General features: G+C 69.7%; 10 protein-coding genes and 1 tRNA gene. 6 read left to right on the top strand and 5 right to left on the bottom strand.

Annotation, left to right across the window (positions count from 1 at the left end; translation table 11 throughout):
* The first annotated feature begins 21 nt into the window (after window positions 1–21).
* Both BSY239_RS02235 and BSY239_RS02230 read left to right on the top strand, forming a co-directional pair.
* Entirely contained in the window at window positions 22–1,974 is a 1,953-nt protein-coding gene (locus BSY239_RS02235) for an autotransporter assembly complex protein TamA (protein ID WP_172823059.1), read from the top strand.
* Between the two features lie 7 nt (window positions 1,975–1,981).
* The gene (locus BSY239_RS02230; RefSeq protein WP_069045394.1) at window positions 1,982–6,076 is read left to right on the top strand and encodes a translocation/assembly module TamB domain-containing protein; all 4,095 of its coding nucleotides are present in this window, start codon (window positions 1,982–1,984) and stop codon (window positions 6,074–6,076) included.
* 3 nt (window positions 6,077–6,079) lie between these two features.
* Here BSY239_RS02230 and BSY239_RS02225 read toward each other — a convergent pair whose 3' ends face one another.
* A complete protein-coding gene (locus BSY239_RS02225) occupies window positions 6,080–6,703 on the bottom strand; it encodes an FMN-dependent NADH-azoreductase (RefSeq protein WP_069045393.1) in 624 nt (207 codons plus the stop codon).
* 130 nt (window positions 6,704–6,833) lie between these two features.
* On the opposite strand from BSY239_RS02225, the gene BSY239_RS02220 reads away from it, so the two are divergent.
* Together BSY239_RS02220 and BSY239_RS02215 are read left to right on the top strand one after the other, a co-directional pair.
* Window positions 6,834–7,805, top strand: coding sequence for a LysR family transcriptional regulator (locus BSY239_RS02220; RefSeq protein ID WP_083239765.1), 972 nt, complete (start codon window positions 6,834–6,836; stop codon window positions 7,803–7,805).
* A tRNA-Arg gene (locus BSY239_RS02215) sits at window positions 7,796–7,870 on the top strand. The genes BSY239_RS02220 and BSY239_RS02215 overlap by 10 nt, the downstream gene beginning before the upstream one ends.
* 25 nt (window positions 7,871–7,895) lie before the next feature.
* Here BSY239_RS02215 and BSY239_RS02210 read toward each other — a convergent pair.
* Window positions 7,896–8,240 carry a hypothetical protein gene (locus BSY239_RS02210; RefSeq protein ID WP_069045392.1) on the bottom strand — a complete coding sequence of 115 codons (345 nt, stop codon included), beginning with the start codon at window positions 8,238–8,240 and terminating at the stop codon, window positions 7,896–7,898.
* Between the two features lie 167 nt (window positions 8,241–8,407).
* Between BSY239_RS02210 and BSY239_RS02205 the strand changes: the two genes are divergently transcribed.
* The gene (locus tag BSY239_RS02205) at window positions 8,408–8,839 is read left to right on the top strand and encodes a VOC family protein (protein ID WP_069045391.1); all 432 of its coding nucleotides are present in this window, start codon (window positions 8,408–8,410) and stop codon (window positions 8,837–8,839) included.
* Window positions 8,840–8,854: 15 nt separating this feature from the next.
* Here BSY239_RS02205 and BSY239_RS02200 read toward each other — a convergent pair whose 3' ends face one another.
* Together BSY239_RS02200 and BSY239_RS02195 are read right to left on the bottom strand one after the other, a co-directional pair.
* Window positions 8,855–9,295, bottom strand: a complete 441-nt coding sequence (locus BSY239_RS02200) for a twin-arginine translocation signal domain-containing protein (RefSeq protein ID WP_156775394.1) — start codon at window positions 9,293–9,295, stop codon at window positions 8,855–8,857.
* A 74-nt stretch (window positions 9,296–9,369) separates the two neighbouring features.
* Window positions 9,370–10,977 carry an ABC transporter permease gene (locus tag BSY239_RS02195; protein ID WP_069048724.1) on the bottom strand — a complete coding sequence of 536 codons (1,608 nt, stop codon included), beginning with the start codon at window positions 10,975–10,977 and terminating at the stop codon, window positions 9,370–9,372.
* A gap of 140 nt (window positions 10,978–11,117) precedes the next feature.
* On the opposite strand from BSY239_RS02195, the gene BSY239_RS02190 reads away from it, so the two are divergent.
* Window positions 11,118–12,233 (top strand): ABC transporter ATP-binding protein, encoded by a 1,116-nt coding sequence (locus BSY239_RS02190; protein ID WP_069045390.1) that lies wholly within the window; start codon window positions 11,118–11,120, stop codon window positions 12,231–12,233.
* Here the strand turns inward: BSY239_RS02190 and BSY239_RS02185 are convergent, their stop codons facing one another.
* Entirely contained in the window at window positions 12,234–13,652 is a 1,419-nt protein-coding gene (locus BSY239_RS02185; protein ID WP_083239764.1) for a PepSY-associated TM helix domain-containing protein, read from the bottom strand.
* Window positions 13,653–13,654: the final 2 nt, after the last annotated feature.

Here is a 13,654-nt window from a genome sequence, read left to right as displayed (position 1 = left end):
CCGCCTGCACGCGCACAAGCCGTGGAAGCGCCTGTGGCACCCGCGGCCAGCGCCTTGCAGGATGCGGTGGATGCGGCCGATGCCGATGCGCCTGCGGCACCCACCCCCCGCGACCGCACCACCCCCCGGACACCCCGTCCCCCAGCCGAGCCCCGCTTCGAAATCGACCTGCAGGCGCCCGACGAGGTGCGTGAGTTCTTGCTGCGCCACCTCGAACTGCAGCGCTTTCGCCTGCTGCGCAACCTCGACGCCAACGAACTCACCCGGTTGCTGGCCGCGGCCCCCGCCAACCTGCGCGAACTGCTGGCCACGCTGGGCTATTTTTCGCCGGTGGTGGACGTGATCGGGCCGCCTGCCCTGACCGTGGCTGCCGATGCCGCTGCCACCAATGGCACCAGCAACCGCCCCCTGGGCACGGTGACCATCCGCGTCTCGCCCGGCCCGATCACCCGGGTGGCCTCGGTGAACGTGTCCTTTGTGGGCGACATCGCCACCGCGCCCGAGGCCAGCGAGCAGCGCGACACGATCCAGCGCGAGGTGAGCGTGATGCAGGGCCTGCCGTTTTCGCAGAGCGACTGGGACCGCACCAAGGACGCAGCGCTGCGCGCGCTGATCGCACGGCGCTATCCCGCAGGCCGGGTGCAGAACAGCCTGGCCGACATCGACGCCGACAACCGCCAGGCCAACCTCTACATCGAACTCGACTCGGGCCGCGCCTTCCAGATGGGCGAGGTGGTGGTGGAAGGCGCGCAGCGCTACGACAAGGTCACGGTGGAACGGCTGGTGCGCCTGTCGGGCGTGGTGCCGGGCAGCGACTACGACCTGGCCCGCTTGCAGGCCGCGCAGCAGCGCCTGATCGAGAGCGGTTACTACGACTCGGCCTTCGTGTTCGTGGAGCCCAGCATGGACGGCGAGTCCCTCCCGGTGAAGGTGCAGCTGCGCGAGAGCCTGCGCCAGAAGCTGGTGCTCGGTGTGGGTGGCAGCACCGACAGCGGTGCGCGGCTGTCGATCGAGCACACGCACCACAGCGTGCCGGGCATCGGCTGGCGCGCGGTGAGTGCGCTCAAGGTCGAGCGCGTGGACCAGCTTGCCAGCACCGACTGGAGCTCTCCGCCCAGCAACGACGGCTGGCGCTGGATTGCCGGCGGTCGCTGGCTGCAGGAGCAGGATGACTTCAACATCACCACCAGCCAGCGGCTGCGCGCGGGCCAGTCGCAAATCGGCATCGAATACGACCGCAGTTTCTATTTGCAGTACGACCGCGCCAGTGTGTTCAACGAAGCCACGCAGACCCTGCGCACGGCCGAGGCGAACTCGTCGATCACCGCCAACTACGCCTGGACGCGCCGCCGCTTTGACGACCCGATTTCGCCCAACTCGGGCCACGGCCTGGCGGTGGAGCTGGGTGTGGGCTACACGCTGGGCACCACCCGCCTGCCCTTCACCCGCACGCAGGCGCGCTGGCTGGGTTACTGGCCGCTGGGCGACCGCTCGCCCCCACCCGAGGCCAAGCCGGGTGAAGCGCGCGAACTGAAGGTGTTGAACAACCGCACCAACCAGGGCCGCCTCGCGCTGCGCGTGGAAGGCGGCGCGGTGCTGGCCAAGCGCAGCGCCGCCATTCCCGACACCCAGCTGTTCCTCACCGGAGGAGACGCCACCGTGCGCGGCTACGGCCTGCGCGACATCGGCGTGCGCCAGCCGGACGGCAGCGTGCTGCCCGGGCGCTACAAGGGCGTGGTCAGCCTGGAGTGGCAGCGCCCGATCTTCAACGCCAACGGCCGCTCGCCGGTGGAAAGCGTGCTGTTCATCGACGGCGGCGCCGTGGCCGACCGCGCGGGCGACCTCAAACCCCTGTGGGGCGTGGGCACCGGCGTGCGCTACAACAGCCCGGTGGGTCCGCTGCAGCTGGACCTGGCCTACGGGCTGGAAACCAAACGCCTGCGCCTGCACCTGAACGTCGGCTTCACTTTCTGAGGTCTCGATGAACGCCGAGACCCCAGCCCCGCAACACCCGAAGCGCACACGCGGCGTCTGGCGCAGGGTCGCGCTCTGGTTGCCCGTCGGGCTGCTGGGGGTCTTGCTGTCGGTGGCCCTGGCGGCGTGGGTGTGGGCCGGCACGGCAGGGTCGCTGGCGCTGGCCATCGGCTGGGGCCAGGGCTACATGGCCAGGCAAGGCCAGAGCGCGGGCACGCTCAGCGTGGCCGAGGTGACTGGCAGCCTGCGCAACGGCGGCGAGATCGGGCGGCTGCAATGGCAACGCGACGAACTCATCGTGCAGGCCACCGGCGTGCGCATCGCGCTGGACAACCGCTTCTGGCTCGACGCCCTGCTCGCGCGCGGCCTGCGCCTGTCTCAGTTCGACATCGGCCGCCTGCAGATCACCGACCGCCGCCCGCCCACACCTGTGGAGCCGCTGCAACCCATCACCCTGCCCATGGCCATCACGCTGCCGTGGTCGGTGGGCGAACTGGTGCTCGACGGCAAACAGGAACTCTCGCTCAGCGGCCTGAAGGGCCAGTACCGCTACCGACCGGCCGACAGCCTGTGGAACCTGGGGGTGGCGGACGCGCACCAGCTCGATCTGGAGAACCTGCAGGTGGCCGGCGGGCTGTACCAGATCCAGGCGGTGCTGGGCGCGCAGGCGCCGATGCCGCTGCGGGTGGACGCGCAGGGGGACGTGAAAGCCACCGTGCCCGGCGGCGAGGACCTGGTGCTCAAGGCCATCGCCAAAGTCACGGGCCAGCTCGCCGAGTCCGACGCGGCACTGGACGCCACGGCCAGCATCACCACCAGCACATCCGACACGCCGGTGCTCGACGCCTCCGCGCGCATCCGCCCCTGGAAGACCCAGCCGATCGAGACGGTCAACGCGCGCATGAACCGGCTCAACCTCGCCGCGCTCTGGCCGCAAGCGCCGGTGACCGAACTCAGCGGCACGGTGGTGGCGCAACCCGATGGCGACGCCTGGCGCGCGCAGGTGCGGCTGACCAACGCTGTGCCCGGCCCCGCGGACAAGCAGCGCCTGCCGCTGCAAAGCCTGCAGGCCGATCTGGAGCAGCGCGGCGCGCGCTGGACGCTCTCCAACCTGGACGCCCAGCTCGGCGGTGGCCGCGTGCAAGGCCAGGGCTGGCGCCAGACCGCAGCCTCACCGCTTGGGAACTTTCAGGGGGAGCTCAAGGCCAGCCGCATCAACCCCGCCGCGCTCTGGAGCAGCATCGCGCCGGCCGCGCTCGACGGCACGTTCTCTGCCCGCGCGGTCAACGCCGAATCGGCCAACCCGGCGATCGACCTCTCCGCCGTGGTCAAGCCCTCGGGCACCCAACCCAAGGCCGGCCAGCTCGCCGGCCTGCGCCTGCGCGACCTGAACCTGCAGGGCCGCTGGACACCCTCGCCCGACAATGCCGCGCTCGGCGTGCTCGACCTGCGCACGCTCAGCGCCGGCATGGCGGACGCCACGCTGGACGGCCAGGGCCAACTCGATGTGGGCGCGCGCAGTTTTGACGGGCGCCTGGCGCTCAAGCTGCCGGGCGCCCAGGGCGACTGGCAAGGCCGCGCGGCCCACGCGCAAGGCAAGGGCGAACTCAACCTGGCGCTGGACGACGCCTCGCGCGTGCTCGCCTGGGTGAAGAGCCTGCAGACGCTGCCGGTGGTGGGCCCGCTGCTGCGCGCGCAGCTCGAGGCCCAGCCCGGCCTGCAACTGGAAGGCAGTGCCCGCCTCGGCGCCACCTGGGACGGCGGCCTGGGCGTGCTCGGCTACCCCGCGCCGTTGACCGGCGCCACCACCCCAGCTCCGCCACGTGTGCAAGCCCGTTTGCAGTCTCCACGCCTGACCGTCACCCGCGGCAGCCCAGCGCGCGCGGCCGACCCGGCCACCGGCACCGCCGCCGTGGTGGGCACGCTGCAGACGCTGAGTCTGGCCAACCTCAACCTGCAGGCCAGCGGCCAGCCGCACCTGCTCGACATCACCGCCACCGGCCAGGCCGAACAAGGCCCCTGGCGCGGCACGCTGGACACCCAGGGCCGTTTGCAGCTGGGCAGCGCGCAACGGCCCGACATCGACAGCGGACGGCTCGACCTCAGCCGCCTGCAGCTGCGCGCCACCGACAGCGCGCGCAAGGACCGCGTGGTCGACTGGACGCTGCAAAGCGTTGCCGCACTTGGACTGCGTTGGCAGGACGCGCGCAGCGCCATCAACCTGACGGCCGACGCCGGCCAGTTGCGCCTGCAACCCAGCTTCAGCAACCGCGTGGGTGGCGCACCCGCTGCCACGCCAGCCACCACCGCCCCCATGACCCTGGCCTGGGACCAGCTCAGCTGGCAAAAAGGCGCGCTGATGACACGCGGCCAGCTCACCGGCCTGCCACTCTCGTGGGTGGACGCCTTCACCACCGCCGAGGGCGCGAAGAGCGGCCCGCTGAGCCAGGCCGGCCTGGGCGGTGACGTGGTGTTCGACGGCAGCTGGAACTTGCTCCTGCCCGCCGACGCAGCCACGCCACCGCGTCTGAGCGCACAGCTGCAGCGGCGCAGCGGCGACCTCTCGGTGCAGACCGATGGCGCGTTCGACGAGAACACCACCTCCACCCAACGCCTGCAGACCGGCATCAAAGAAGCGCGCCTGAGCGTGACCACCCAGGGCGCCAACGTGCAGGCCAGCCTGCGCTGGGACACCGAGCGCCTGGGCCAGGCCACCGCCGAACTCGGCACCACGCTGAGCCCACCCGGCGGCGATCAGACCGCCTGGCACTGGGCGCCCGATGCACCGCTGCGCGGCACGATCACCGCCAACCTGCCGCAGGTGGGCGTGTGGTCGGCTCTCGCGCCACCGGGTTGGCGCGTGCGCGGCACGTTGACCGCCAGCGCCACGCTCAGTGGCACACGTGCCAATCCGCTGTGGAACGGCACGCTGCAGGCCGACCAGCTGGCGCTGCGCTCCATCGTCAACGGCATCTCGTTCTCGCGCGGTGAGCTGCGCGCCACACTGGCCGGCGAACGCATCACCATCGACCGCTTCTACCTGCAAGGGCGCGGCGGTGTGGAAAGCGGCGGCACGCTGCTGGCCAGCGGCACCACCGAGTTCCGCCGGGTCACGGTGGACGGCGTGAGCCAGCGCCAGCCCTACATCAACCTGCAGGCCACGGCCACCAAACTGCGTGTGTCCTCGCGCGCCGACCGGCGCCTCACGCTGTCGGGCCAGTTGCAGGCCGAGCTGGTGGGCACGGCACTGCAGATCCGAGGCGCGCTGCGGGCCGACTCCGCGCTGTTTGTATTGCCCGACGAGTCCACCCCCAGCCTGGGCGCGGACGTGGTGGTGCGCGGCACCGAAACCGCGCTGGAGACACCGGGCGCCTTCCGCGTGCGGCCCGACGTGTTGATCGACATCGACCTCGGTGACGATTTTCAGGTGAGCGGCCAGGGCCTGCAGACGCGGCTGGCCGGCAAGATCAATGTGCGCAGCACGCCCGAGCTGCCCACGCCACGCGTGCTGGGCGACGTGCGCACCGAGCGCGGCTCCTACCGCGCCTACGGCCAGCGACTCACCATTGAAAACGGTGTGCTGCGTTTCACCGGACCGTACGACAACCCCACGCTGGACATCACCGCGGTGCGACCCAACAGCAGCCAGCGTGTGGGGGTGCAGATCAGCGGCACCGCGCAGGTTCCGCGCGTGCGCCTGTTCTCCGACCCCGAATTGCCCGACAGCGAAAAACTCGCCTGGCTGGTGCTGGGCCGCCCGGCCAGCGGCGCGGGGGCCGAGGCCGCCGTGTTGCAGCAAGCGGCGCTGGCACTGCTGGCGGGGCGTGATGGCCGGCTCGACGGCGGCCTGGCCAGCGCGCTCGGCCTGGACGAACTCTCGATTACCGGCAGCGCCACCAACGCCGACGGCTCAGCCGCCTCGGCCGCGCTCACGCTGGGCAAGCGCCTGTCCAACAACCTCTACCTCAGCTACGAGCGCAGCCTGGCCGGAGCGCTGGGCACGGTCAGCATCTTCTACGACGTGACTCGACGGCTCACGGTGCGCGCGCGGGCCGGTGAAGAGAACGCACTCGACCTCATCTTCACCATTCAGTACGACTGAGGCTCAGGCCAGCGCGGCCTCGGCTGTGTGGCCGGCGATCTCGCCTTCGGCCGTGGCCAGCGCCTTCACCTTGGCGTCCGGGCCCATCGCCACGCCCTCGGCGCGAACAAAGCGCACGTCGGTGATGCCGAGGAACCCCAAAACCGTCTGCAGGTAGCTTTCCTGGTGTTCCATGGCGCGACCACCTTCGCTGGTGGAGTACACGCCGCCGCGGGTGATCGCCACGATCACCGTCTTGCCACCGGCCAGACCCTGAGGGCCCTTGTCGGTGTAGGTGAACGTGCGGCCGGCCTGGGCGATGCGGTCGATCCAGGCCTTGAGCTGGGTCGGGATGGTGAAGTTGTAGAGCGGCGCGCCGATCACGACCACGTCGGCCGCGAGGAACTGGCTCACCAGGGCTTCGGACAGTGCGTTTTCACGGCGCTGAGCTTCGGTGCTGGCGGCCTGGCCGGTGCGGAAACCCAAAGCATCGGCACTCAGGTGGGGCACCACGTCGGTGGCCAGATCGAGGTGTTGCACCTGCGTGCCCGGGTGGCTGGCCACCCAGGCGGCCACGGTTTGCGCGGTGAGCTGGCGGGAAACGGACTGGTCGCCGGTGATGGCGGAATCGATGTGCAGCAGTTGCATGAGGTGCTCCAAAAATCGGTGGGGCCACGGGTTGTGGCGATGGACGGAGTTTGAATCTGGATCGAATGCTTGATAAGCGGGCAAAATCGGGCCACACCGTTCCATAAACAGGACAATCAAGGGCAACCCCATGCAGGACCTCAACGACATGCTGTATTTCGCCGAAGTCGTCGAGCGCGGCGGCTTCGCGGCGGCGGGCCGCGCGCTGGGGCTGCCCAAGTCGCGCCTGTCGCGCCGCGTGGCCGGGTTGGAGGCCCAGCTCGGTGTGCGCCTGCTGCAGCGCACCACCCGCAAGCTCTCGCTCACCGCCGTGGGCGAAACCTACCTGCGGCACTGCCAGGCGCTGCGCGAGTCGGCCCAGGCCGCGGCCGACGCCGTGGCCCACGCCCAGACTGAGCCGCGCGGCACCATCCGCGTGGTCTGCCCGGTCACGCTCGCCCAGACGGTGCTGGCCGACGTGATGCCGATCTACCTGGCGCGGCACCCGCAGGTGCGCGTGGAGATGGAGGTGAACAACCGTGTGGTCGACCTGGTGAAGGACGGCGTGGACGTGGCGCTGCGCGTGCGCCTCACGCTGGAGGACAGCGGCAGTCTCGTCGTCAAACGGCTGGACGACGCGCGCTCGGTGCTGGTGGCCAGCCCGGCCTTGCTGGCGCGCCAGGGCACACCCGCCACGCTGGAAGAAGCGGGCCGGCTCGACAGCGTGGCCATGTCGGCGGTGGACGGCCTGGTCAGCGTGCGCCTGAGCAACGCGCAAGGCCGCGATGCCGTGCTGCAGTACCGGCCCCGCTTCATCGCCGACGACCTGCTCACCCTCAAGCTCGCGGTGCTCGGCGGCAGCGGCATGTGCTGGCTGCCCGACTACATGTGCGAAGACGAGTTGCGCGACGGCCGGCTGGTGCGCCTGTTGCCCGACTGGTCCACCCCGGTGGGCGTGGTGCACGCGGTGTTTCCCTCGCGCCGGGGCCTCACACCCGCGGTGCGCAGCTTTCTCGACTTTCTGGGCGAAACCGTGCCGGTCTGCGGCAGCCTGCTGCGCCTGCCCGCGGCGGCTCGCACAGAGTCGCCCCCGTACAATGCGCACTCGCTGCCGCGGCCATAGTTCAATGGATAGAACGGGCCCCTCCTAAGGGCCAGATAGGGGTTCGATTCCCTTTGGCCGCACCAGCCCTTGCCGACCGGCCACCGGTTTTCAGCGCAAGGCGCGACCCAGCAGCACACCCACCACGATGCCCGTGAACACCGCCAACAGCGGATGGGCACGGATCTCCCCCCGCAGGTTCTCGGCCGATTCCACGGCCACGTCACGCACCGCCAGCGCCTGGCGCTTCATCTGTGCACCGGGAACGGCCCAAGCGGCATCGGCACGCAGCTCCGCCTCGTGCGTCCCATGCTCCACGCGGTCGTTGGCGTCTTGCAGCAGGTGTTTGGTGATGTCGGTGCCGTGCTCGGCCATGCCGGTGTGGCCCGGCTCGCGCACGACTTCGGTGCTGGGAATGCCGGTGTAGGGAAAAGCGGTGGTGGTGGTGATGGACATGGGGGACTCCGGAGGGTCTGCAAAATGAGACCGGAACCCCACACTACGGATGGCGAGCGGCGGGGTCTGTTCGGTGACGCACGGCAGGCCGATGATGTCGAAAACCATCCACCCCGTTCGTCGTTGCATGGCCAGCCCGAGGTTCAACCACCCTTCAAGGAGACCCCATGTCCATCCAACTGTGCGCCTACCTCTCTTACAACGGCGACTGCGCTGAAGCCATGGCGTTCTACGCCAAAGTGCTCGGCGCCAGGCTCGAAGCGCTCATCACCTACGGTCAGATGCCCGGCGAGATGCCGGTGCCGGCCGAGCACGCCGACCGCGTGATGCACGCCTACCTGGTGCACCCCGACTTCGCCATCATGGCCGGCGACACGCCACCCGGCGTGCCCTACGCGGGCATCCAAGGCTGCATGCTGGCCATCACCTACCCCACGGTGGCGGAAGCCACACGCGTGTTCAACGCGCTGGCCGAGGGCGGCAAGGTCGGCATGCCGCTGGCGGAAACCTTCTGGGCCGACACCTTCGGCATGGTGACCGACCGTTTCGGCACGCCGTGGGGCATCAATGGAGGACCTCGGGAGATGGGCCAGTCCTGAACAATCCGGCGGACGTCAGAGCTGCCCTTCGCTCAGCGTGTCGAGCTGGAAGCGCCCACTGCGGTCCCACAGCCAGGTGTCCACGTACTGCACGCGCCCGAAGCCGGGCGGCGACGGGAACGGCGCGGCGGCGCGCACCAGGCGTTCGATCTCGGCCATGACCTCCGGCGCGTGGCTGGGGCCGCGCAGCCAGCGCGTGGAGCCCACGCGCCCGCCCTGGTTCAGTTCCACCTCAAGCACGCCGATGGCGTACAGCATGGGCGGCAGTTTTCCCCGGAAGATGCGGTCGGGGTACTTGCGGTAGAGGTGGATGGCGGCTTCACGGCGGTAGGCCGCGCTGGCGGGTGCCTGGCCAGGCAACGGTGCGCGGGTGCCGCAACCGGCCACAAAGGCTGCTGCGCCGGCGGCTGCAAGTGCCATGAACTGGCGACGTTCTTCCTGGGTTGTGTTGAGCATGTCATCAGGCAGCAGGTTGAAAGCGTGCATTGGACCAGCGTGCGCCCGGCGGCACAACCGGCCGCAACACCCGCTTACCGCTGTCGCAAGGTCCGGCTCAGCAGCATCACCGGCACCAGCCCCACCAACACCAGCGTGAGCGCGGGCAGCGCGGCTTCGCCCAGGCGTTCGTCGCGCGCGAGCTGGTAGGTCACCACGGCCAGGGTGTCGCTGTTGAAGGGGCGCAGGACCAGCGTGGCGGGCAGCTCCTTCATCACGTCCACAAACACCAGCAGCGCGGCGGCGGCGGTGGAGCGTTTGAGCAGCGGCCAGTGCACGCGCGCGGCCAGCCCGAACCCGGTGGTGCCGAGCATGCGGGCCGAATCGTCGAGGCTGGCGGGAATGCGGGCGTAGCCGCTCTGCATGGACTGCAGCGCCACGGCGGTGAAGCGCACCATGTACGCCCACACGATGCCCAGCGCCGTGGCGGTGACGAAGTAGCCCACGCTGGTGTCGGGCTTCACAGCTTGCAGCCAGCCCACCGGCAACAGCAGACCGACCACGATGACCGCACCGGGCACGGCGTATCCGAGGCTGGCGAGCTGCACCACGCCGCGCGTGACCTTGCCGGGTCGGACCCTCACGGCGAACGCGAGTGCCAGCGCGATGGCGGTGGCCAGCGCTGCCGACAGACCGGCAAGCCACACGCTGTTGCGCGACCACTGCACGAAGGCGGTCCAGGGCAGTTCTTCCCAGCCGCCAATGAGCGGGCGCAGCATGAACAGCACGGGCAGCACAAAACCGAAGGCGATGGGCAGGGCACACAACGCCACCGCCAGCGCCGCGCGACCACCCCGCAGCTGCGCGGGTTGCGCTTCGTTGCTGCCGGCGCGCAAGCCGCGCAGGGTGGAAAAGCGCATGCGGTGCTGCGCGCGGTGCTCCAGCCACAGCAACAACGCCACCACGGCCAGCAGCATGGTGGCGAGCTGCGCGGCGGCCAGGCGGTTGTCCATGGCCAGCCAGGCTTTGTAGATGCCGGCGGTGAAGGTCTGCACGCCGAAGTAACTCACCACGCCGAAGTCGGCCAGGGTTTCCATGAGCGCCAACGCCACACCCGCGGCCACGGCGGGGCGGGCCAGCGGCAGGGCCACTTCGCGGATGCGGCGCGCCAGCGGGGCGCCCAGCAGGCGCGCGGCCTCCATCAGCTGCGAAGCGCGTTCCGACAAGGCCGTGCGCGCCAGCAAGTACACATAGGGATAGAGCGAGAAGGTGAACACCCAGACCGCGCCCGGTGTGTTGCGGATCTCGGGGAACACGCGACCGGTGAGGCCGAAGCTCTCGCGCAGCCCCACCTGCAGCGGGCCGCTGAACTGCAAAAAGTCGGTATAGGCATAGGCCACCACATAGGCCGGCATGGCCAACGGCAGCAGCAGCGCCCATTCAAAGAAGCGCCGGCCAGGGAATTCAAACAGGGTCACGGCGCTGGCGGTCAGCATGCCCACCACCGCCACGCCCACCGCCACCGCCACGCACAGCACCACGGTGGTGAGCGCGTACTCCGGCAGCACGGTCTGCGCCATCTGGCTCAGCACGTCGCGCGCGGCCGCGTCGAACTGGAACCACGAACCGCCCAACGACAGCACCGGCAGCGTGAGCAGGCACGCGAGCAGGATCAACGGGGCGAGGGCCAACCAGCGCAGCATGAAGTGAGGGAGGTGGGGAGACAGAGAACTGGGCGCGATGATGGCATGCGGGCCCGCCGCGTTCCGCGAGGGGCCTTTGATGCGGATCAATGCAAATGAGAATTGTAGTTATCTACAATGACCCAACACCGATCCCCACCATGTTCCTCAACGTTTCCCAACTCAACGTGCGCTACCCCGGCCAGCCCCAGGCGGCGGTGGACGGTGTCACGCTCGGGTTGCGCGCGGGTGACATCGGCGTGCTGATCGGCCCCTCGGGCTGCGGGAAGACCACGCTGCTGCGCGCGGTGGCCGGCCTGGAACGGGCCAGCAGCGGCAGCATCACGCTCGAAGGCGAGAAGGTCAGCGATGGCACGCACCACATGCCGGCCGAGCAGCGCCGCATCGGCATGGTGTTCCAGGACTACGCCCTCTTCCCGCACCTCGACGTGGGCAGGAACATTGCCTTCGGCATCGACCGCCTGCCGCGCGCCGAGCGCGATGCGCGGGTGGCCGAGGTGCTCAAGCTCGTGGGCCTGGACGGCATGCAGAAGCGGTTTCCGCACGAGCTCTCGGGCGGGCAGCAGCAGCGCGTGGCGCTGGCCCGTGCGCTGGCTCCACGTCCGCGTTTGCTGTTGCTCGACGAACCGTTTTCCAACCTCGACGTGGACCTGCGCGAGCGTCTGGCCCACGAGGTGCGCGGCATCCTCAAGGCGGCGGGCGCCACGGCCCTGTTCGTCACGCACGACCAGCTCGAAGCCTTTGCCATCGGCGACGTGATCGGTGTGATGCACGAAGGCCACCTCCACCAGTGGGAAGACGCCTACGCGCTCTACCACCGCCCGGCCACGCGTTTCGTGGCCGAGTTCATCGGTCACGGCGTGTTCGCGCCGGCGCAGATCAGCCAGGTGGGCAACGAAGTCTCGGTGCAGACCCCGCTGGGCGCCTTGCAGGACGTGGACGAATGCCCGCTGCCCACGGCCTATGCCTCGGGCCTGTGCGATGTGCTGCTGCGCGCCGACGACATCGTGCACGACGACGATGCGCCGGTGAAGGCGCAGATTTTGCGCAAGGCCTTTCGCGGCTCTGAATTTCTCTACACGCTGCGCCTGGCCAGCGGCGAGGTGCTGATGACGCACGTGCCTTCGCACCACAACCACGCGGTGGGCGAGTGGATCGGCATCCGCGCCGAGGTGGACCACGTGGTCACCTTCGAGCGCGGATCGGGTGCATCAAGCCCGCCGGCGCCGGGCGTGGCGCGGGCGCACCCGGTCTGATCAGCTCAGGCGGATCTTGAGCGCGGGCAGGCGGGCCAGCACCAGCCAGTCCAGCAGCAACACTGCGAGCAACACCGCACCACTGAGCGGGAACACGAGCGCCACGAGACACATCACCAGCGCGCCACCTTTCCACAGCGGCAAGTCGCGCGGCACGGGCGGTGCCGCCAGGCGCCCGCTGTGCGCCGGCCGGCGCTTCCACCACATCACGATGCCGCTGACGCAGAGGAACACGGTGGCTGCGCAGAACAGCAGGTTGAGCGCGGCGTTCCACAAACCCATGTCGCCCTGGTGCAGGGCAATGCCCACTGCCATGCCTTTGGCCACCAGCGAATAGCCGTCAAAGGCGGCTTCGGCGATCACGCGGCCGCTGTGCTGGTCCACGTGCACCGTGCGGTCCTGCGTGGGATTCTTCAAGTCGCCGCTCATGGTGTCGGCCGAGATCGTGAACACACCCGTGTCGCCCTCGGGCAGGTGGATGTGGTGCTGACCACTGAAGCCCAACTGCTTCGCCAGCGCGGCCACGGTGTCCAGGTTCACCGGCTGGCCAGCGGGCACGCCCGCGACCCCGGCGCTGGAGCCCGAGACAGGCAGCGGCGTTTGCTCCAGCCCCCAGGGCACGTCCTTCTGACCGGCGCTGTTCAGCGTGGCATGCGCGGCATCGGAGAGCGGCACCGCGTCCCACTTCTCAGCCGGAAACGTGCCCCAGGGTTGCGCGAACTGCGCGCCCCACACGCCCGTCCACGACAGGCCGGTGAGCAAAAACAGGAACAGCAGCGCGCTGATCCAGAAGCCCACGCTGGCGTGCAGCGAACGCCACCACAGGCGGCCCTTCAGGCGCAGGTCGGGCACGAGCACCTGCGCCCAGCGCGTTCCGGCGCGCGGCCACCACAGATACAGGCCGGTGACGATCATCACGATGCCCAGCCCCGCCGCGATCTCGATCAGGCGGTCGCCCACATCGCCCATGAGCAGCGTGCCGTGGATGCGTTCGGCCCAGGCGAACACGGTGTCCTGCTTGTCGACCAGGTGCAGCACCTGCGCGGTGTGCGGATCCACCGCCACCGCCTCGGTGAGGCCGTCGCGCTCCACCACAAACCAGCTCGCCTCATCGGGCGCGCGCGGCGCAATGTACTCAATCAGCGTGGCCTGCGATCGCAGCGCCAGCACGGCGTCGGCCTGCGCGCTCACCGGCAGGGTCACGGGCTGCAGTGCGACCTGCACCGTGAAACCCAGACGCGTCTGGAAGCCGGTGAAGAACACCATGACGGCGCCTGTGAGCGCCAACATGGTCAAAAAGGGCACGACATAGAGACCGGCATAAAAATGCCAGCGCCATGCCAGGGCATGAAAGTCGGAAAGTCGGGACGGCCTTGTCCCCGCGTCCACCGGGGACGCGCGTTCAACGCTGCGGCTCATGG

This window comes from Hydrogenophaga sp. RAC07 (genome assembly GCF_001713375.1).
Lineage (GTDB): Bacteria > Pseudomonadota > Gammaproteobacteria > Burkholderiales > Burkholderiaceae_C > Hydrogenophaga.
The sequence above is the reverse complement of the archived record's forward strand: the minus strand, read 5'-3'. Positions and strand labels throughout refer to the sequence as shown.

Coding starts and splice junctions, on each gene's coding strand:
- BSY239_RS02205 (WP_069045391.1), top strand. CDS start 8,408: ATGTCCATCCAACTGTGCGCCTACCTCTCTTACAACGGCGACTGCGCT.
- BSY239_RS02230 (WP_069045394.1), top strand. CDS start 1,982: ATGAACGCCGAGACCCCAGCCCCGCAACACCCGAAGCGCACACGCGGC.
- BSY239_RS02200 (WP_156775394.1), bottom strand. CDS start 9,295: ATGCTCAACACAACCCAGGAAGAACGTCGCCAGTTCATGGCACTTGCA.
- BSY239_RS02190 (WP_069045390.1), top strand. CDS start 11,118: ATGTTCCTCAACGTTTCCCAACTCAACGTGCGCTACCCCGGCCAGCCC.
- BSY239_RS02220 (WP_083239765.1), top strand. CDS start 6,834: ATGCAGGACCTCAACGACATGCTGTATTTCGCCGAAGTCGTCGAGCGC.
- BSY239_RS02225 (WP_069045393.1), bottom strand. CDS start 6,703: ATGCAACTGCTGCACATCGATTCCGCCATCACCGGCGACCAGTCCGTT.
- BSY239_RS02185 (WP_083239764.1), bottom strand. CDS start 13,652: ATGAGCCGCAGCGTTGAACGCGCGTCCCCGGTGGACGCGGGGACAAGG.
- BSY239_RS02195 (WP_069048724.1), bottom strand. CDS start 10,977: ATGCTGCGCTGGTTGGCCCTCGCCCCGTTGATCCTGCTCGCGTGCCTG.
- BSY239_RS02210 (WP_069045392.1), bottom strand. CDS start 8,240: ATGTCCATCACCACCACCACCGCTTTTCCCTACACCGGCATTCCCAGC.